The organism is Chitinophaga sp. MM2321 (assembly GCF_964033635.1).
Classification (GTDB): domain Bacteria; phylum Bacteroidota; class Bacteroidia; order Chitinophagales; family Chitinophagaceae; genus Chitinophaga.
Map to the genome: position 1 here is coordinate 6,275,581 of NZ_OZ035533.1, position 19,801 is coordinate 6,295,381.

A 19,801-nucleotide genomic window follows, 5' to 3' on the forward strand; every position below is an offset into this window, starting at 1 on the left:
GAAATGCAGCTTCGGGAGTGTTCAGATTATTCATTTACCAGGAACACATATACTTCCCTGGGCCCATGAACACCCATGACCAGGGTTCTTTCAATATCACCCGTACGGCTTGGCCCGGCAACAAAAAAAATAGCTGACGGTAGTTTTCCAGTATACTTTTCTTGTACTTCCTGCAAGGCATTTTTAATATTATATACGAGCTGGTGCCTGAAGGCTACCACTATCTGAATGGGGGCATATACCGGCAATGCTCTCCCGGATGACTGCGCGGCGCTTAAAACGATAGCGCCCGTGCGGGCCACAAGACAAATACAATCTGTAATGGAAACATCCGCCTCCTGCATACTTCCGGTACTTATGAAAGGCAAACCATACAAAAATAAATCCTGCTGAACTTCCGGCGTTTTGCAAAACATATGCTTCCATGCCTTTTGTTCTGCCAGCGTTTTCATTTTTTTGAATAAATCTTCCTTGCCTGAACACAAAACCAGCTGACCCTGTAAACTGGTAAATGCTGTGGTAAACATTGCAGTAAGGTCTTCGTCATCAGCGATAACAAAAGAGTGGTCTTGCTGAGCAGCAGGAAAGGGAAGCGGTACAGGCCTGCTCAATGCATCTTCTATTCTTTGCAGGATATTTTCGCGGGAAGCATCAGTTTTCATAGAACGAAATTAGTTGTTCCCCTAAAGGTGGTCAATAGAGTATCCCTTTATATTACTGGATAATGCTATTATTTTCTATGGAACAATGTGGAATCACTGCCTCCGGCTACTTAACCTTTTTTGGTAAGCCTGTATTCTGTAGGTGATGTACCGATGAACTTGCGGAAAATACGTGTAAAATAATAAGGATCCTGAAAGCCTACACTAATGGCTACATCTTTTATTTTAGCATCGGTGAAATCCAGCAACTGACAGGCTTTCTGCATCTTCATCTGGATGAAATAGTCTATTGGTGAAATACCCGTTTGCTTATGAAACAGGTTGGAAAAATGAGAGTCGGAATAGTTGAACTTATTGGCTAAATAGTTTACACTTAATTGCTCATGCAAATTATCACGCATATACTTAATCGCCTGCGTAATGATATTATCATTCTTTACCGGAAATTTAGAGAACCCGTTATTGGGAAAAATAAAAGAAGCTACAAAATGATACAGACAGAAGTTAGCATAACTTAAATTACTGATGCTATACCCCATTTCCAGCGTGTTATACATCTCTTCCCATAACTGTATCCTTTTTTCATCCGGAGATAAAAGAGTAGGTGTTAAAAACTGATTGAGGGAATACACATTGTTAAAATGTGAAAGCTGGTTACCACAGAAATGAACCCAGCATAATGTCCATGGATCTTTTGCATCTGCTCCATAACGTAAATATTTATTGGTGGCAGGCAGTATAACAAACTCGTTTGCCTTTATCTCCCGATAGCCGTCTTTATTTTCATACCAACCTTTCCCATCAAGACAATAGAAAAGTATATTATCCTCACACCCCCATCTTCTTTCCCTGTAATGAAAAGTTGCCTTGGGGAAATAACCAATCAGTGTGATATATAAATTATTCAGGAAAGGATCATTGACAATCGTTTTTTTCAACAGCTTTAGTGGAAGGATGATTTGCTTTTCACCCATAAAACCATCTCTCTTCCTGGTTAATAACCCTCTGTAAGACTTCCCTTTTTTCATTGCATAAGTGGTATGTTTACGAGGAATTTAAGTGTTTTATCCAGAATTTTAAAACATTTCCTGATCATTTTAAACAGTACGCGGGATTGAGCTCCGGATATTTTAATATTTTTTATATCTTTAAACCTCTTACCAGCGGAAGTAGCTCACCTGGTAGAGCGACAGCTTCCCAAGCTGTAGGTAGCGGGTTCGAGTCCCGTCTTCCGCTCTTCTTCATATATGTGTGCGTGTATTATGCTTGCAGCAATTATCAGGAGATCAATAGTTTCCCGCGCAATGAGTTATTTAATTTGTTTTATACCGGCGTGAAAAGGGAGATAAGTAGATATGGCGGTCTTGCTGCTATCATGTACAATGATGCCGCTGCAAACACTATCGGCCGTTATTTCAAAAGTAATTCCCTGACCGGTGGTGTATATAAAATAATTTTTTCCGTCTTCTTTGTAAGTGGCTGCTTTTTTGGGCGCGAAATGTTTCCTGATATCATTTAATGTGCTTTCGGTATGAATGCTGTCGGCAGTACTGAACCACGATGAGGTGATACGGATCTGTTGTACACGGCTGGTATCGTCCACACCCATTTGCCGTTCGGTATAAATAGTGGTCTGGTTTCCTTTGGGATCATGGTCCGCGTACCAGGTAGCCATGGCCTTGCCCATGGCTGCATCTCCCTTATCGGGGGCTCCGAGTTTGTTGATCACATTTTGCACATCTTCCCCGATACTGGTAAGGCCAATAGCTTTACCAGGCACAATCAGCCTGGCGGCGGAAGTAGCTGTTCCCGGAGGAATATTAACGGTAGTATCTTCTTTTTTTTCTTCCGGTGTTGTTTGTTGGGAGGGCTGCACTTTTTGTTTGCAGCCGGCAATAAGCCCTGTGAGCAAAAGCCCGTAAAGTAGATTTTTCATATCAGGATGGTCAATGGTTAACACTTGTTTGCTCCTTTAAGATACGGCTATTTCAGGAATTGGGGTTTGTTCCGCGGATCAGTAACGCCTCCATGAAAGCTATCTTTTCCCTGGTTGGCTTTGCGGTAAAAATGCCGTAGTTGCCGTTGTTCCGCACTCCCCGCACAAAGTAGTAGATAACGCCGCCAAACTGGGTTTCATAATCAAATCCGGAGATCCTGCTTTCCAGGTATTTTTTAACAGCCACCGTATAGATAAGATACTGGAGATGATAATTATTATCATTCATCGCGGCGGCCAGGGCTGCCGGTGCGTAGTCCTCTACCCTGCTGCCGAGGTAATTGGATTTCCAGTCGAGAATATAATAACGGTTATCATGTTCAAAGAAAAGATCGATCTTACCATTCATGATCCCTTCCAGTTCCTGGGTGCTGTATTCAGAAAAACGTTTTATGCTAACGGTGAGCTGATCATCGGAGAGGCTGTTCAGCTGGGCCGACTGAAATACCGGCACCGGAAAATCAAATTCAAATTCTGCCATACGTTTATTACGTCCTACTGCTGCCAGTTGGAAGCGGTTACCGTCGATGTGAATGCCAGCATGAAAAACATGTTCCAGCAATTGTAGCAGCTTGGGAAGATATAGCTCACCCTGACCGGGAACGAAGCGGCGGATGGCATCTTCCAGTACCTGTTCCCATTTGCTGTTATCGGAGAAGTTGATGTTTTCAAAGATAAAGTGCAGCAGGTTACCTGTTTTGGCGCCGCGGCGAAGGGTGTTGAAAATAAAATTATCATAGGCATCTTCCTGCTGGAAAGTGCGGATGCGTGGGCGCTGTTCGGGCTTTGCGGCCAGCATGGTGTAACTCATTTTTCGCCAGTTTTCTTCCTGTAAGCTAAAGGATACTGGGGCCAGGTTTACTTTTCCGGCCGGCAACAGACTTTTTCTATAACGTTTTTCCGGCTTCTCGGGTAAAGTATCCTGCTGTTGGATCAGGGCCGGATCAGGTGTCGCGGCGTTGATGGCGTTCAGAAACACCGTGAGTGAGGTTGTTTTATAGTAAGTATTTCTGAAGAGATAACATTTGTATACGGCCCTGGTGATGGCCACATAGATCAGTCTGCGGTTTTCCTGTTCCTGTTGTTGTTTGTATGCGGCCAGTTGCTGTTCCGTCAGCCGTGTTTTTTCTGCACCGGCATAATCGCCGGTATCCGGATCGCGGAAGCTGACGAATTCGATTTTTGGATTTTCAACGAAGTCGAGGAACGGCGCCAGTACGATCTTGTATTCCAGTCCCTTGCTTTTGTGTATGGTGACAATATTCACGGCTTCTTCATCGCTTTCCACGCGTTGGGCGTATTCGTCGCCATCTGTGGCCATGCCGTCTATGCCGCGTTTGAGCCACGAGATAAGATCTCTCATAGAGAGATTTTTACGGCTTTGCACCTGGTGTACCAGTTCTGTGAGCTGGAACAGGTTGGTGATAATACGTTCGCCGTTTTCTGTGCTGTCTTCCAGCAATACGTTGCGTACGCCAAAGTCGGCGATGAAAGCCATCAACGCGGTATAGGCGCCATCCTGCTGCCATAGCTCCCGGTATCTGCCAAAGCGCGTGAGGGTGGCCTCGTCATCCAGCAGCAAAATATCCTGTATGCTGAAACCTGTAAAAGGAGAAAGCAAGGCGCGGTTAATAGCCGACCGCTCCGGGGTTTCCATGGCTTCCAGCAGGTACAGTACTTCCTGTGCTTCTGCAGTATCCAGTACTTTGGTATCATCAATGGTAACAGCGGGGATGCCCAGCTGCGCCAGTTTATGTTTGATGTCTTTCCCTTCTTTACCGGTTCTAACGAGAACGCCTATATCGGATGGCGTAATGGATCGGGCGCCGCCTTCCTTTGTAATGTTATAGGCCGGGTCCAGCAACAATTGCGCTATCTGAGCAGCTACACTTGTACAGATGTCCTCTTTGTTTTTGCAGGTGAATATGGTAAGCGGAATTTCTTTATCTCCCGCTTTATACAAAAAACCTTTGCTGTTGTTATCCGGACTTTCCACATTAATATAGGCAATGCTGTCTTTTTCACCGGAGAAGTCGAAGGTGTCGAAATCGGCGGTGGGTTTAAAGAACAGGTTCATGGCATCAATCATATTTTCCGACGAGCGGTAGTTATGATTCATGTCATACAGGTGTTGTACGCTGTTGCGGGCATTAAAATAAGTGGCGATATCCGCTTTGCGCCAGGCGTAAATACTTTGTTTGGGATCGCCGATATAAAACAGGATCGTATGCTGACCAAATGCTTTATCAAAGATTTCATATTGCTGCCGGTCCGTATCCTGGAACTCATCTACAAAAACGGCTTTGTATTTATGCTGTAGTTTGCTAATGAGTTCGGGGTTATCTCTTTTTACGAGTGCGTTGTGCAGGTTGCCGATCAGGTCATCATAACCCAGCATGTTGCTGTGTTCTTTGTAGGCGCGTACACCTGCGCCTACTTCTTTAATGGCCAGGCAGTAGAGTTGGCGGCGGATGGATTGAATGACCCTCTCTGTTGTTTCAGAGATGGCATCAATCGTATTTACCTGTTCAAGAATATCGGCAAATAATTGCTGTATATAAGCCGATTCTTTCTTTTTTCTTATCTCTGCTATAAAATCAGCCGGTGTAGCCACCAGTTCCAGCAATGCTTTTTTGGCGTGGGTATTAGTGTTGCATGTATTTTTAAGATCGGCTGCATTGGCAGCAATGTAGCTGTGTAGTGCTTCTTCTGCCTGCAATTGCTGTGCAGACAATTGATCCAGTTCTTTAGTCCATGCTGCTTCCTGTGCGGGTGTTATTTCGTAAGCAGTATTTTCATCAAAGTCCAGGTATTTTTTTCCGCTGAGATGTTCCTGCAATACTTTTTGAATATCGGGCCGCATATTTTCATACCACAGTTTTTGTAGTAAGGTGGTACCCAGTGTGGTAACGTGTTTGCGCCAGTATTTATTTAATTCATTTTCTATGATAGCAGTAGTATCCGGTACCATTTCCGCTCCAAAGAGCTGATCGGTTTCGAAGGCAAATTCGTTGAGTGTTTGTTGACAGAAACTATGGATGGTAAGTACAGATGTTTCATCCAGCAGCAGGATGGCGTCGCGGAGTTGTTGCTGTACCTGCATAGGGTCCGCTTTATCAATAGCGGCCAATACCAGCGTGATGATGTTGTCATCTGCTATTGGATTACCAAAGCTAACTTTATACGCGCTGCGTATGAACAGGCGGATACGTTCTTCCAGTTCGGCTACCGCAGCTTTGGTAAAAGTAACCATCAGGATTTCCTTGATAGATAACTTTTGTTCCAGCACCAGCCGCAGCACCAGGATGGCGATGGAATAGGTTTTACCAGTGCCTGCACTGGCTTCGATCAGGTTACTGCCTTCCAGCGCAACTTCATCTGCTTTAAAATGTATATAGTTATTATCAGTCATTATTTAAGCGTAATAGTCAGGAAAAATTTCTGCCAGCGGCATGATCAGCAGTTGAGATATTTTTTTGTAAGATGCCAGCGCAGCTTCCGCTTCAAAATATCCTTTTTCATATTCCTGCATGATATATGGATCAGTGGAGGACGATGTATAGCTATTCAATTTCGCATCCACCAGTTTCGTAAATTTTTCAGCATCCAGTGTTTCCAGTTCTTTAGGTTCCGTTTTAAAATCAGGATAGAAAGGCAGAATCTTATCAAACCCTGTTTTGTATATTTTGATCAACTCACCTAAACGATCATACGCAGTTTCTTTTGACAATCGTAATGCCGGAAAGGTCGCTTCTTTTTTGGTGCCGGAAATAAAGTACATACCGCTAATCACGCCGGCTGCAATGCCTGCGAGGTAGCGGATATAGGCTTCTACCAGGTATTTGGTTTCGTTTCGCGACCATGAAACCTGCAAGAATTGATCGTTAAAAACGCTATTGATATTTCCTTTCAGCAGGGTATCGCCGAAGCTCAATTCGAGCGACACACGTTTTTCTGTAGCCCCATTTGTACATGCTTCGTAAAGCGCACGTACCGGCAGTACGGCCTCTTCTATCTGTTGAATGGCCACATAGGCCATGTTGCTCAACGGGAGCTGCCCTTTCTTTACGAGGCTTGCTTGCAGAGAGATCGTATCAGCCGCATTCACCGGTAGCAGCTGGTTTTTTATATGCCATTGCTGTAAGTTATCGAGACTAAAAAGTTCTGTTTCGCTCAACAGGATATGTTCATCATTGTAATAGATGCCCAGCACTTTATTGTAATAGGCTTTGAAAGGATTTTTAAAGAAACTCACCAGTTCATCGAGATGGATCTCTTCAAAATTCAAAGGATCTGTGATCTTCTGCTTATTGATTACTGATTTTCCGGAAGATGAATTTGTATGAAGATAACTGAACAGGCGCTCGTCTCCCAGGCTGTATTTTCGGCTGAAACCCTGTAGGGGTTGCTGTGTGATCAGTTGGTTACGCACGGTTTCCGCATATGCCTTTACACCGGATTCAATATAATCTATCAATTCATCTACCAGTGCAGAAGGAGGCAGTATGGTATTGTCTTTTGCATTCCTGCCTACATAGCTGATGTATAAATACTGCTGCGCAGATAATACAGTTTCCAGGAAAAGATGTTTATCATTTTCTTTTATGTTACGATCGCCCCGCTGCCACTTTTGCTCCATGAGGTTGAAGCTGGATTTATTTTCGCGGCGGGGAAATTTGTCGTAGTTAAGTCCCATCAACGCTACTACTTTAAAAGGGATACTACGCATGGGGATCAGTGAGCAGAAGGTAATGCCACCGTTGACAAACAGCCCTGCCCGGGTAGTGCCGGTAAGGGTTTGGAGGAAACTGTGATTGAAAATATTAAACGGCACTTTATCGTGCATGTATTTATTCAGCACGTTATAATCCGTCAGTTGCTTCATGAGTGAGGTATAGTCTTCACCTATATCTTCCTGTTGCTCAAATACGAGATTATGTATAACCTGTTCTGCATATTTTACCCAGTCGGCAATGCTTCTTACATGGTTACGTTCCTGGACGGATGCCATGAGCACTTCCACAAAATGACAGAACCGGATGACTTCATGTGCATCGCTACCCTCCAGCATATCCAGCGGGAAGAAGCTGTCTGCTCCTTGTCCGTATTCTTCTCCACCACTCATGCAGATACCGAACATGATACGTTGTATCCCGTAACGCCAGCTTACAAAACGGGTTTCATCTTCCATATTCCCCTCTAGCCCGAAACGGATATTCGCAGCCTGTACTACGCTCCGGATACGTACGGGATCGTGCAGGGAAAAACGGTTGCGGATATATGAAAAGTCCAGCAGTTGCATGACGGTTTCTGCGGTGAAGTTTTCTTCATTCATCGTCAGAACGGCATGCAGGGCATTGAAAAGGTTATCGTTGTCAGTATAACTTTCATCTGCAATGGTGTACCTGAACTTATAGGGCGCATGATTGAAAACCGCTTTGATATAGGGTGCATAGGCGTCTATATCACTCACCATCACTACAATATCGCGGGGCGACAGCGCCTCCTGTCTTTGGTCTACGAGATGTACGAGGTAGTTATAGAGTACCTCCACTTCACGGGCTACCGTGTAGCTGGCGTTGATAGTAAGAGAGCCATCGCGCACATCATCGATGGAAAGCGGATGACGATCATCGGTGGCGGCGGAGAAAATATCGTGTTGGATTTTGTGTAACAGGTTGTCCGGTATGGGTTCTTCTATACCAATTTCTTCATAGGCATTAAAGAAGGCATCATATTGAAAGAAGAGCCCGAAGCTATTCTGAATTACTTTTCCCCAGCCTGTGAGCAAAGCATTGCCGGCGGTAGTTTCGTCCGTCTCTTTTAATTCTTTGAGGCGGCCCCGCGCCAGTTGTTTTTCGTTGCGGTCTTCAAACCAGAACACCACCGGCGCCGGGTTGATGATATGAAAATGTACATCAATAAAGGCAGACAGTTCGTGCAGGATCTTTACGTGATACGCGGTGATGATAGACAACCCGAACAGGTGAATGGCGGGCATCCTGGCCGGTAGTCCGGCATCTTTTCCTTTTTGGGCCAGGGTATCCAGGATGTAGTTACCAACCAGAGTTTTATCCGGTAAGGCATCGCCGGAGAGAGCTTTTACTTTTGCCCACAACCATGGCTGCCACTCGGCAACCTTCAGGGCTGCTGCATCCGCATTACTCCACTCCCCGATCATTTCCGGGCGGTATACCTGGTACTGGTCAAAAAGATCGGCTACTTTTTCCGCGAGGCCCATGCGTTTGAGGTCACTCTCCGGTCCGTGATCCGTGTAATACTCGGCTACATCAGGGTATTTGGTAATAAACGCTGGTTCTCCCAGCAGTTTGAATAACAGCCAGCTGAGGTTCTGTGGTGACAGTACTTCCGTGAAAGGTCCGCCCAGCAGCATGTACAGGTGAAAGAGCAGATCATTCGGTTTCATGAAACGGCAGTTGGCCGCAATGCCTAGCCGGTAGGCCAGTTGCAGCTTCAGCCAGTTGTTCATTCCTTCTGTCTGGGTGATGATATAGTGCGGTTGGAATACACTGTTGCCGGCAGCGTGCAGATCTGCTGATAATCCCGCTGCCAGGCTATTGAGTGAATTGGAAACCTTTAAGTATAATGCCATGTTACTATCCTGTTTTGAACGCAGCTATGCGTTAATTTGCCGCAGTTTCAACTGCCAAAAATCTGGCGGCTATGCCCGATGCCCTTTCAACAAAACGTGCTGCTGCCATGCGTATTACTTCCGCAGTGCCCTGCACAAATACGCGGCGCCTGGCGCGGCTCACAGCCGTGTAAAGCAGCTCCCTGGTGAGAATGGGTACATCGGTTGTATCCGGCAACACCACTAAAACTTCCCCGAACTCAGAGCCCTGACTTTTGTGGATAGTCATCGCAAAGGCAGTTTCCGCTAATGTGAGATAGCCGGGGAGTACGCCTTTCAGTCCGCCGGTACTATCTTCAAACCAGGCCATGAGCACGCCGTTGTGGTCTGCCCGGATAATGCCGGTATCGCCATTGAACAGTCCGTGTTCGTAATAGTTGCGGGTGAGGATCACGGGACGGTTTTCATAAAATTCCGTATTAATGGTGATCAGTTTTTTATCGTGTAAATATTTTTCGATGTTCCTGTTGATAGCATATAATCCCTGCGCACCTTCACGAATGGCTACCAGTACCCGTTGTGCATTCAGTTTTTTCAGTGCTGTCAGCGTATCTTTTTCAGTGATGAAAGAAGCGTATCCGGAGATGAATTGTTCAAACAATGCTGTAGTATACGACTGATCAATGATCACCTGTTCATCTGCACCTGCCTGGAAAAATTCTTCGATAACAGCCTGGTTGTTATGAATCACTGCCTTACTGAATTTGCCGATACCGGTATGTCCTGTGAAACGATGGCTGTGCCTGAGTTCCACGAGGTGTTGAAACAGCGGGTGCCGGGAGTCGTTGCGCTCATGAGATGCGGGAATCTTTCTCTCTGGATCTTCAATAAACCGGTTTATGCGTTGTATGGTTTCACTGGAAAATTCGTTGAGCGTTTCCTGTGCCTGGCAAAGGTCACCGAATAAACTGCCCGCCTCTACGGAAGCCAGCTGGTCTTTATCTCCCAACAAAATCAAACGTGTATGGGGACTAATAGCATCCATTAGCTTGGCAAACAGGGCTACATCTATCATGGAGCACTCATCTACGATGACTACATCATAATTGAGCGGGTTGTTTTTATTATGCCGGAAGTAGGGGCTATTCTTCACCGGCTTCAGCAGGCGGTGAATAGTGGAAGGGCTCAGGTCCTGGAACTTTTTGGCGATAGCCGGATCTACCGGGATCGTGGTATTCCGCAGACTCTCCGCCATCCTGGCGGCGGCTTTGCCGGTAGGCGCTGCCAGCGCCACTTTCAGACCAGGATCTGTTGCAAAAAGTATGGCGAGGATTTTAGCGACGGTTGTAGTTTTGCCCGTACCCGGGCCTCCGGTGATGATAGTGAAATTATGCAACACGCCTGTGATAGCGGCTGCCAGTTGCCAGTCGGCAGGGTCATCACCTTCATTGATGGCAGCGTGTTGTGCAAACAGGTTGCTGATAAGGGATTGCTGCTCCTGTAGCAAAGCTACTCTTTCCGGTAGCACCGCTTTCTCCGCTGCCAGAAATGCTTTTATATGTTGCAGGAAATTTGTTTCGTACCGGTAATACCGTTGGAGGTACAGTCTGTTCTGATACAACACAAAGGGTTGGGAGTCGTTGCCATCCTTTCCCACAAGTGGTACCGGCGCTAATGCTGCGATGCTGTTTTCCGGTATTGTATAGTGTGGTGGCAGATTTTCCTGTTCTTCTTCCACTTTATCCAGGTGTAGACAAATATGTCCTTCACTCAGCTTTTTAGACAGCAGGTAAGCATACGGCTTTAGTGCCGGTACTTCAAAGTACTCAGCAAATTGCTGGTGAACGTCGTTCAGGGTGGATATATTTCGCATTTTAAGTTGTACACTTGAAGACTTCAAAGTACGACATTTTCTGCGTGTGATATAGGGAGGAGCTACATGTTTTTAACCATTTTTCAGGCGACTAACTTTTTTTGTGCGAAGCGAAATATATTTCTATATTCGACATAACAAAAGATGACCTGTATGATAAGCAGGGTTTCATTTTGACACTGATTCGCACTTCTTCTCCTATCCGGCTTTCTTTATTCTTTTTTAATTAATCATTATCCAATTCCGGTTATTAGCGTCAGTTAGTACAGATGGGAGGAAATACATGGAGTGGAAATAATTGAGATTGTTGACTATTATTAATTAAAAATATTATGACAAGACATAATGAATATTTTCCGCAATCAGTTCCGCATCCGGGAATAGATCTTGCGGAGAAGCTGGAAGAATGGGGATGGGGCCCCAAAGCGTTTGCAGTCAGAACAGGAAAGCCTGAAAAAACAATTGCTGCTATTTTAAATGGCAATAGCGGTATTACAGCGGATATAGCTGTTTTGTTTGAAAATGTATTGGGTATACCAGCTCATTTTTGGTTGAACAGACAATCAGCCTATGATGAGTACGTTGCCAGATTAGCAGCGGGTATGTAGAAAAGAATTATAAAGTGATCTACGGGACCAAATATTTAATAAGTGTTGACCTATGCTGATCCGGCATATTAATTTAATCTTCTTCTGTAACATTTATTTCAGCCACCCGACCTACCTGTCCATCTTCCAGCCTCACCTTTATGCCACGTGAATGATAAGGCGCTGAAGTGAGCAGATCCTGTACTATGCCATATGTGAGCTTACCGGATCGTTGATCCTTTTTCAGGATGATGGCTACTTCCAGGCCAGGGTATATATCGCTTCTGTTACGTCCGTGCATATCGGTTAAATTAGAAAAGAGTCCGTTGCAAAGCTAATTCATTTCTGAAAATATATGTCCTTTACGGTGATATTATCAGGTTAAGGAAGAAGATAAAATTATTTTTTTAGTGAGATAAGGAATTTTCCATTCAAAATAAAAATGACAATTATCTGGTCGTCCTGAATAATATTTTTTCCTACATTTATTATCTGTTTTTAACCCAAAAATCAGCATATGAATATTTACAGAACCTTACATCATCCGGACGGTTGGAGTGGTCTGGCTGAGTACGAAATCCGTGACAGCAAAATGTTTAATACCGTACATCACTCCAGTGGTACCAATGCACAGGCATGGTTTGAAATAAGAGAGAATAAGGTCTATCCAACAATGTATCATCCTGCAGGCAGGAGCACATTCCCCTGGTTTGACCTCAACGGAAACAATATTACACCATCTATTCATCATCCCGGAGGCAGTGATGGCCTGCCATGGTACCAGGTAGTATAATCTTTATCATTATTAAAGAAGCGTCTGGTATTCTGTTGCCAGGCGCTTTACTTATACAATGAAAAAGCTACCAGGATAATAATAATACTAAATACAATCAGGTGCGTAAGCCGATATATGCGGGTATCTATCCGGTCGCTGTTGGTAGGCCACCCTACCCCGATCATAAAAGCGATGAACTGCGTTGGCAGTATAACTATAAAAGGCAACAACCAGATGATGAGAGACGAGAGTGCCTTTGCAATATAGCCATTGTGTAACACGATGTATAGGAGTAAAACCGCGAGATAAATGATATAAATGACGAGTAGTTCCAACAGACGCTTTTTCATGGGATGCGGGCGTGATTTTTTACTTGTGTTGAATGCTAATATAGTCCCAAAAAAATGAAGAATGAACATGTACAGAAGGCGTGACGTCACTTCTCCCCTTTCGATAGTTTTTAGTGGTAAAGTTGTGGAAAGATATATAAGGATAGAAAAGTGAGCGTTGAGGTTAGCAATATAATTATTAAATTGTCGCTAACTGTCACTGATTAAGTAGTTTGTTCAACGCATTTTCCAACTGTTTCTTATCTGGTAGGTATAACTGATATTTAGCTAATAACACTTTGTTCGTTATACTGCTGGTTGCATATTCAACCAGGATATGGTTTTTGTATGCACCTAATAATATTCCTACAGGTTCGTTATCTCCTTCAGATGCCTCTTCTTTTTTAAAATAGTTGAGATATAGATTCATTTGACCAATATCAGTATGATCAATTTCCCCTCTCTTTAAATCAATTAAAACAAAGCACTTCAAAATTCTGTGATAAAACAATAGATCAAGTCTGAAATGTTTACCGCCAATACTCATGCGGTATTGCCTGCCTATAAACGCAAATCCTTTCCCCAGTTCCAAGAGGAAATGCTGAAGATTATTAATCAGTTTTTCTTCTAATTCGCTTTCAAGATATAGGTGTTGTTCAGGAATATTCAAGAATTCTAACACAAATGGATCTTTCAGTAAATCTTCTGCTTGCTGTACTTCGTGTCCTTCATTGGCCAGTTTTAAAATCCCTTCTTTGTCAGTACTTAAAGCCAGTCTATGAAAAAGCATACTTTTCATTTGCCGTTTTAATTCCCTTACACTCCATTTTTCTTTTTCAGATTGTTTGGCGTAAAAGCCAATTTCCAGATCTGAATCTGATTTGAGGATTTCAAAGTAATGGCTCCATGTCAATTTGTGAGACAGTGTCTCACGTATTGGGAAATTATTATATAATTTTCTCATGTATAGCAGGTTGGATCTGCTAAATCCTTTGCCGTAAGACGCAGTGAGGTCTTTGGATAGCTTGTCAAATAACTGGCTTCCATATTCAGCTTTCTCGCTCCCTTTTTGTTCATATTCTACAATATATCGTCCAATTTCCCAATAGGTATACACCAAAATGGTATTTATCTGTTGAGCTGCGTTTTTCCTTCCGGTGGCTAACAATTGTCCTATTCCGGAAACGAGCTGTTTGTATTTTTGCTCCAATAATTCCATATGAAAAAGTTGCAAAGCAAATATACTTTAAGCCATGCTAATACAGTGTCTCAATCTGATATAAATGAACTCTGTTTTGTTATTATGGTGAGGTTTGAAAATGATGTGCCGATTGAAACGATCAGTCAGATATAAGGGCATAAGTATATCACTTTGGGCATCAATAATTCCAACCGTTGGCTCCTCATCCTGCCCGGCTCTTTTTCTTATTTTATCTACGAATGTATTTCTTCCCACAAGCCTAGTTATTCTCAATTAGCATCATCCTACCTTCACGGCAATAGCCTTTTTATTCACTTTTCCACAATATGATGTTTCTAAATATCATTTTTAAATAGCTTCTCAGCGGTCAGTGCTTCCACCTTCGAACTCCCCCTTTGATACTAAAACATGAAAGTTTTGATCCTTTAACCCGGAGTTTTGACCTCCGACCTCAAAATCAGAGGTTCCTGACACTAAAACGGCCTGTCTAACAGTCAAATTTTGACCTCTGAGGTCAACGCTTCCATGTTTGAGGTCAAAGTTTTGTGTGCTGAGGTCAAAGTTTGCGGTTAAAAGGTCCTGATTTTGACCTGCAAGGTCAAAATCAGGAGGCTGCTACCCCGATAATTAGCGTATAATTATCCGGGAGGAGTTTTTCATGGGGTACCGGGCGTGGTTTTTAATTGAGTGAAATACTGATCTGATACCCCACTTATCTGCATAAAAAAGAATGATTTTTATCCGTAAATTGATGAGATATATGTTTTGAATCTGGTTTTATGAATGATAAAGTATTCAACAGGGTAAAAGGAGTGTTAACTGATAGAGGAAGATCTTATAAGTTGTCGATGAAAGTTTTATTTAATTATTATAAAGCACTGTTGACGTTTAATATTTTATTTTCCGGACTGATTGGGCTTTTAGGAGGTGTTAGTGGAGAGAATAAAATAATAGGTTTTTTAAATGTTTTCATGTTTTCTTTCTGTACCGGTGGTTATTTTCTCGCCCTCTTTTTTTATGAACTCAGGTATAAATCGCAGTATTATTTTTATTACAATAAAGGATATTCCAAAACTGCATTAATCATTTTATCCTATCTTTTTAATCTTCTTATCCTTATTTTATTTTTCTTATTAAAATCAATGGCTGCGGGATGAAAAACGAATTGGAAGTTTGCGGGATCATTAAAGATTTTGGCGGTCATCAGCTATTAACGGATTGTTACCTGAAATGTGAAACAGGGGATATTATTGGAATCCTGGGGAGAAACGGGACAGGTAAATCGACATTGTTAAAGATAATTTTCGGAATACTTCCTGCATATAATAAAAGTATCAGTATCAATAAAAAGATATATCAACAGCCATACCGGCATAAAAATTTAATAGCGTATTTGCCGCAGCATCCTTTTCTTCCAAAGAACATTTCTATAGAAAATATTGTCAGGATATTTATTGATAATAAAAAGAGTAGAAATAAAATCATTGAAAATGAGCGGATTGAAAAACATATTCATAAACGGGTAACAGCATTATCAGGAGGCGAATTACGGTATCTGGAGATGCTATTACTCGTTAATCTGGAGGCAGATTTTATTCTTTTGGATGAACCCTTTTCGCACATTGAGCCGCTATACAGAGAAATTATCATAGAACTGCTTAAAGAATACCAACCAACAAAAGGGTTTATTATTACTGACCACGACTATGAAAGTATCATTAAAGCCAGTGATAGCCTTATGCTATTGACCAATGGCGTCTGTAAAAAAGTGACTTCTTTAAGCGAATTGGAGCATTGGGGTTATCTACCGGCAGGAACAATCTCCGTATAAGAAAGGACAGTATTATCAGGTATTTACCCCTTTCTCTTCCGCATCAGTATTGGCAGGGATTTAGTTGTGTCTTACCTGAACCAATCATCCAGTCATATGAAATCGATGCTCATATTAACGGATTTTTCGGATGCCGCTTTCCGCGCTGCTGAATATGGTTGTCAGCTGGCTGATTCTTTGGGAATAAAGCGGATCGTTTTATATCATGCCTATCAGACTATGGTTACAGGAACGGATTTGCCCGTAACTACGTCAAAAAACAACCACGATATTTACCTGGAAAATATGGAGGCCCTGGGGCTGCTTCACGATCAGCTTAAATCTATGTCAGGACATGCGGTTGCAATTGATCTGCTTGCAGATAACACACCTTTACATAGCATTATCAATCAACGATGTAGGGAAGAAGAAATTGACATCATTGTGATGGGGGTATCCGGTAAGTCCGACCTTGAGAAATTGTTAATTGGCAGTACAACTACCCAGATACTGGAAACCAGCGAAGTGCCGGTATTGGTAGTGCCTAAAGGAACCTTCATCGGGAAAGGAATAAAAACCATCGTTTTTACGACGGACCTGAAAGATCCCGCTACGGTGCCTGTTGAACAGCTGTATAAATTCCTGGATGCGTTCCCGGCAGACTTGTGCGTGGTAAATGTGGCGCCCGCCGGAGAAGAAAAATATTTATCTGAAACAAAAGAAGCGATAGCCAGCTTACATAATCTCCTGGAAAAATATCAACCAACCTTTCATTATATCAATGAAGATGATACGGTGAAGGGCATCCTTGCTTTCTCCGAACAACAGCATGCCTCTCTGATTATGGCTGTTCCCAAGAGGCATAGCACTTTCGCCTCCTTGTTTCGTAGAAGTATTTCTAAAAAGTTGGCATATGATTCCAGTATCCCGTTATTATCCCTGCCCGCTACGAAGTAGCAGTGTTGATATTTCACCACTGTTATGGCACTATTTTCTACAGCAGCCATTGATGAAACCGGGATGACGGAGCGTTATTTATCTATTCTGAAGGACACCTTACAGATCAAACCATAGGTGGTTATCTTTCCATCTTTTACATGGGCCTTAATATCCTTTACGAATATCGAGTCCACATTGTGGATGGTTTTTGAGACTTCGGTAACAGCACTTTGGAGCGCATCTTCAATGCTTTTTTCAGAGGAGGCAATTACTTCAATTACTTTTACGATAGCCATATGATATGTTTTTGTAAGTGAGAGAATATTCGTCTTTTATAATTGATTAGAAAACAAAGTCGTCGAAATCTCCTTCTTCACAATATCAGGAACGTACTTACTCTGCAAACTCTTCGCTCTTCGAATATAATCGAATTAACAATGCCTCCTGTATTTTTATTCCTCTATCCTTCAATAGCGAACTCCTTTGGGAGAAGAAGAGCTATAATAATTTCTTTTTGGTATCCGCATTTCCATAATGAATTGCTTTATGGCAATTAGGACATAATACGATAATGTTTTAGGGAACATCAATACTGTAGTCGAAACTACCTTGAAACTATAATGGAATTAAATGACGAGCTTCTACATAGTTATAGCCGGATTTAGCAGCAATAAATGTTTGGTGAGATTGATTATATGTACAATTGTAAGCTGCTTCCTTTAAAGCATTTGCTCCCCTTTGAACCCTATCGTGAGGACACATCTTTAGCCATTGTGCAACCCGAAATAGAGGCCCGGTGGCTTTAGCCCCGGGCCTCTATTTCCAGGATGCAATGGCTGGAGATGTGTCGTCACGGTAGCCTTTGAACCTGGCCCCATCAGGTATAAGGTTCATAACTACTTATACCCTGCTGCCTGCAATTCAAACAACTCCGCATACTTACCTCCGCGCTTCAGCAGTTCTTCGTGACTGCCTATTTCTGCCAGCTGTCCTTTTTCCAGTACGAGGATACGGTTAGCCATACGTACAGTAGAAAAACGATGCGATATTAATACTGCCGTTTTGTTGCGGGTGAGATCAGCGAAGCGCAGGAATACATTGTATTCTGCGCGTGCATCCAGTGCGGAGGTGGGCTCGTCGAGAATGAGTAGCTGGGCGTCTTTCATGTAGGCGCGTGCCAGGGCTATCTTCTGCCATTCGCCTCCGGAGAGTTCTATGCCCTGGTTAAAGCGGCGGCCTAACATCTGATCGTAGCCATGTGGCATTTTTTCGATAAGCGGTTCCGCAAGACTTTGCCGCGCAGCATCTTCAATGAGGGGGCGGTTGTTGGTCTGGTCGATATTGCCTACAGCGATGTTCTGTGCTACTGTCATCTGGTAGCGTTGATAATCCTGGAATATAACGCCTACCTGCGTACGTAGTTCCTGCAGATCATATTCCCGGAGGTCTATACCATCGAGAAGTATCCGACCTTCTGCGGGGTCGTATAACCGGGAGAGTAATTTTACCAGCGTGGTTTTACCGGCGCCGTTCTCTCCTACCAGTGCGAGCTTCTCGCCGGCATGCAGGGTGAAGTTGAGGTGACGGATCGCCCATTTTTCAGCGTTGAGATATTTAAAGCCAACATCTTCAAAAGTAAATCCCTGTTGTATAGGAGCAGGAAAGTGACGTGGAGTTGCGGGTGTTGCCATCCTGGATTTTATCTCAAAGAAATCAAACATATCCCTTAGGTACATCGCTCCTTGTGTAACACTGGAAAACCGGATCAGAATGCCCTGGAATGTTCCCCTCAGCTGCCGGAAGGAACCCGCCAGGAAGGCGAGATCACCGATTGTTAAGTGCCCGCTGATCGTTTGCAGGATGATGAGGATATAGGCGGCATAATAGCCGGCGCTTCCCAACATGGCAAACACGGTACCCCACACGGAATGGCGGACTTCCAGGTGTTTTTTATCTCCATAAAACTTATCTGATATAATACGGAAACGATGAATGAGGAAGTTGGAGAGATCAAATACTTTTACCTCTTTGGCTGTTTCATCGCTGGCGCCCAGGTAGCGGATATAATCCAGCTCCCGGCGATCAGATGTCTGTCCCCAGGTGAGCTTATATGACAGGTCATTGAAGTGCGTTTCATTTAAAAAGGCCGGGAGCACTGCCAGCAATAGCAGCAGGATCAACCAGGGATTGAACAGCATCAACCCCGCTGCCAGGAAGCCCATCGTGATCAGGTCCTGCACCTGGCTCAATACCTGCGACAACAGCACCGTTCTGCCGGATGTTTGTTGACGGGCACGCTCCAGTTTATCATAAAATTCTGCGTCTTCAAACTGGTCGAGATCCAGGGCGGCGGCATGTTGCATGATCTTCACCGAGGTGTGGTTGGCAAACAGGTCGCCCAGCAAACTATCCAGCAGGGAAATGGCCCTGCTCAATGCATCGGAAATAATGGCCAGCCCGAATTCCAGGGCCACCAGCTGCCATAAATATTGCGGGGAATGCTGGGAATTGTCTTTACTCAACAGCACCACCTGGTCTATGATCAACTTGCCTACATACAATAACGACAGCGGCATCGCCGACTGGGCAATGCGTAATAACGTATTCGCAATGGTTAGCCCGGGGCTGGTTTGCCACACCATCCTGAAAAAGGCAGGGAGGTTGCGCAATGCTGCCAGCCGCTCCCGGAAGGTTAACTTCTCATCCTTCTCCGACCGCTTTTTCCGCGGGTTGCTAAATGTACTCATAACAGTAATTTACATATTTGTGCGGTGTTGCCCCAAACATTTCAGCGTAAGATTTGTATCTTATACGGAGAATGCAAAAACTGTCATCTAATGGGAATACTTATTGTTCTGGTCATCGCCGGTAGTATAGGGGTTATCGCAGGCTGTATTGCAGCTATCAATATGAAATCAAAACAGTGGTCCTCTTTTGACGAGTAAACGCTGCTACCTCCCTCTATCTTCCTGGTCCGGATGCAGCATCCCGGCCTGTTCCCGTCCCCGGGGCAGACAACCACTTATAAAAAATACGC

Annotated in this window: 16 protein-coding genes and 1 tRNA gene; 6 read left to right on the plus strand and 11 right to left on the minus strand. The window is 43.6% G+C overall.

Going from position 1 to position 19,801, the window contains the following annotated elements:
* Positions 1 to 26: 26 nt before the first annotated feature.
* Together ABQ275_RS24695 and ABQ275_RS24700 are read right to left on the minus strand one after the other, a co-directional pair.
* Positions 27 to 662: an LUD domain-containing protein gene (locus tag ABQ275_RS24695; RefSeq protein ID WP_349315817.1), complete on the minus strand. Its 636-nt coding sequence runs from the start codon at positions 660 to 662 to the stop codon at positions 27 to 29.
* 110 nt (positions 663 to 772) lie between these two features.
* Positions 773 to 1,690 carry an AraC family transcriptional regulator gene (locus ABQ275_RS24700; protein WP_349315818.1) on the minus strand — a complete coding sequence of 306 codons (918 nt, stop codon included), beginning with the start codon at positions 1,688 to 1,690 and terminating at the stop codon, positions 773 to 775.
* A gap of 135 nt (positions 1,691 to 1,825) precedes the next feature.
* Between ABQ275_RS24700 and ABQ275_RS24705 the strand changes: the two genes are divergently transcribed.
* Positions 1,826 to 1,898, plus strand: a tRNA-Gly gene (locus tag ABQ275_RS24705).
* A gap of 73 nt (positions 1,899 to 1,971) precedes the next feature.
* On the opposite strand, the gene ABQ275_RS24710 is transcribed toward ABQ275_RS24705, so the two are convergent.
* From ABQ275_RS24710 to recD, 4 genes are read right to left on the minus strand one after another with little or no spacing between them, the layout of a single operon-like run.
* Positions 1,972 to 2,598, minus strand: a complete 627-nt coding sequence (locus ABQ275_RS24710; protein ID WP_349315819.1) for a hypothetical protein — start codon at positions 2,596 to 2,598, stop codon at positions 1,972 to 1,974.
* 52 nt (positions 2,599 to 2,650) lie between these two features.
* Positions 2,651 to 6,070, minus strand: coding sequence for an exodeoxyribonuclease V subunit beta (gene recB, locus ABQ275_RS24715; protein ID WP_349315820.1), 3,420 nt, complete (start codon positions 6,068 to 6,070; stop codon positions 2,651 to 2,653).
* A gap of 3 nt (positions 6,071 to 6,073) precedes the next feature.
* The gene (recC, locus tag ABQ275_RS24720; RefSeq protein ID WP_349315821.1) at positions 6,074 to 9,271 is read right to left on the minus strand and encodes an exodeoxyribonuclease V subunit gamma; all 3,198 of its coding nucleotides are present in this window, start codon (positions 9,269 to 9,271) and stop codon (positions 6,074 to 6,076) included.
* A 31-nt stretch (positions 9,272 to 9,302) separates the two neighbouring features.
* Complete coding sequence (gene recD, locus ABQ275_RS24725; protein ID WP_349315822.1) at positions 9,303 to 11,123, minus strand: exodeoxyribonuclease V subunit alpha; 1,821 nt, start codon at positions 11,121 to 11,123, stop codon at positions 9,303 to 9,305.
* A gap of 332 nt (positions 11,124 to 11,455) precedes the next feature.
* Between recD and ABQ275_RS24730 the strand changes: the two genes are divergently transcribed.
* A complete protein-coding gene (locus ABQ275_RS24730; RefSeq protein WP_349315823.1) occupies positions 11,456 to 11,731 on the plus strand; it encodes a hypothetical protein in 276 nt (91 codons plus the stop codon).
* A 73-nt stretch (positions 11,732 to 11,804) separates the two neighbouring features.
* Here the strand turns inward: ABQ275_RS24730 and ABQ275_RS24735 are convergent, their stop codons facing one another.
* Positions 11,805 to 12,011 carry a YwbE family protein gene (locus ABQ275_RS24735; protein ID WP_349315824.1) on the minus strand — a complete coding sequence of 69 codons (207 nt, stop codon included), beginning with the start codon at positions 12,009 to 12,011 and terminating at the stop codon, positions 11,805 to 11,807.
* Between the two features lie 216 nt (positions 12,012 to 12,227).
* Here ABQ275_RS24735 and ABQ275_RS24740 point away from each other — a divergent pair, with 216 nt between their 5' ends.
* Positions 12,228 to 12,503, plus strand: coding sequence for a hypothetical protein (locus tag ABQ275_RS24740; RefSeq protein ID WP_349315825.1), 276 nt, complete (start codon positions 12,228 to 12,230; stop codon positions 12,501 to 12,503).
* A gap of 47 nt (positions 12,504 to 12,550) precedes the next feature.
* Here the strand turns inward: ABQ275_RS24740 and ABQ275_RS24745 are convergent, their stop codons facing one another.
* The gene (locus ABQ275_RS24745; protein WP_349315826.1) at positions 12,551 to 12,835 is read right to left on the minus strand and encodes a hypothetical protein; all 285 of its coding nucleotides are present in this window, start codon (positions 12,833 to 12,835) and stop codon (positions 12,551 to 12,553) included.
* A gap of 196 nt (positions 12,836 to 13,031) precedes the next feature.
* Positions 13,032 to 14,033, minus strand: coding sequence for a PDDEXK nuclease domain-containing protein (locus ABQ275_RS24750; protein ID WP_349315827.1), 1,002 nt, complete (start codon positions 14,031 to 14,033; stop codon positions 13,032 to 13,034).
* A 761-nt stretch (positions 14,034 to 14,794) separates the two neighbouring features.
* Here ABQ275_RS24750 and ABQ275_RS24755 point away from each other — a divergent pair.
* The 3 genes from ABQ275_RS24755 (at position 14,795) to ABQ275_RS24765 (ending at position 16,782) form a co-directional block, all read left to right on the plus strand.
* Positions 14,795 to 15,172, plus strand: a complete 378-nt coding sequence (locus ABQ275_RS24755) for a hypothetical protein (RefSeq protein ID WP_349315828.1) — start codon at positions 14,795 to 14,797, stop codon at positions 15,170 to 15,172.
* Positions 15,169 to 15,846 (plus strand): ATP-binding cassette domain-containing protein, encoded by a 678-nt coding sequence (locus ABQ275_RS24760; protein WP_349315829.1) that lies wholly within the window; start codon positions 15,169 to 15,171, stop codon positions 15,844 to 15,846. The genes ABQ275_RS24755 and ABQ275_RS24760 overlap by 4 nt, the downstream gene beginning before the upstream one ends.
* Before the next feature lie 96 nt (positions 15,847 to 15,942).
* Positions 15,943 to 16,782, plus strand: coding sequence for a universal stress protein (locus ABQ275_RS24765; protein WP_349315830.1), 840 nt, complete (start codon positions 15,943 to 15,945; stop codon positions 16,780 to 16,782).
* 74 nt (positions 16,783 to 16,856) lie between these two features.
* On the opposite strand, the gene ABQ275_RS24770 is transcribed toward ABQ275_RS24765, so the two are convergent.
* Together ABQ275_RS24770 and ABQ275_RS24775 are read right to left on the minus strand one after the other, a co-directional pair.
* Positions 16,857 to 17,060 carry a dodecin family protein gene (locus ABQ275_RS24770; protein ID WP_349315831.1) on the minus strand — a complete coding sequence of 68 codons (204 nt, stop codon included), beginning with the start codon at positions 17,058 to 17,060 and terminating at the stop codon, positions 16,857 to 16,859.
* Between the two features lie 600 nt (positions 17,061 to 17,660).
* Positions 17,661 to 19,511 (minus strand): ABC transporter ATP-binding protein, encoded by a 1,851-nt coding sequence (locus ABQ275_RS24775; RefSeq protein WP_349315832.1) that lies wholly within the window; start codon positions 19,509 to 19,511, stop codon positions 17,661 to 17,663.
* Between the last annotated feature and the right edge of the window lie 290 nt (positions 19,512 to 19,801).